The 275-nt window shown below is 65.1% G+C and carries 1 pseudogene; it reads right to left on the bottom strand.

Annotated features, from left to right (window positions below):
- Nucleotides 1–275, bottom strand: a pseudogene (locus QWJ41_RS21235) (hypothetical protein); the annotation flags it as partial.

Below are 275 nucleotides of genomic sequence, written 5' to 3' on the forward strand. Positions count from 1 at the left end.
TCTCGCGCTTGCCGATCTCGCGGCTGTCCGCATTAGCAACCACCTGGCGGGTGAGCGCGCTCCGGAAGCCGGCGAGATGCGTCCCGCCGTCCTTCTGCGGGATGTTGTTGGTGAACACGAGCATGTTCTCGTGGTAGGAATCGTTCCACCACATCGACGCCTCGACCACGATCCCGTCGCGCTCGCCCTTGATGTTGATCGGGGCGGGGATGAGCGGGTGCTTGGCGCGGTCGAGGAAGCGGAGGAACGCTTCGAGGCCGCCCTCGTAGAAGAGG

The sequence above is a fragment of the Nocardioides cremeus genome (assembly GCF_030518195.1).
GTDB lineage: Bacteria > Actinomycetota > Actinomycetes > Propionibacteriales > Nocardioidaceae > Nocardioides > Nocardioides cremeus.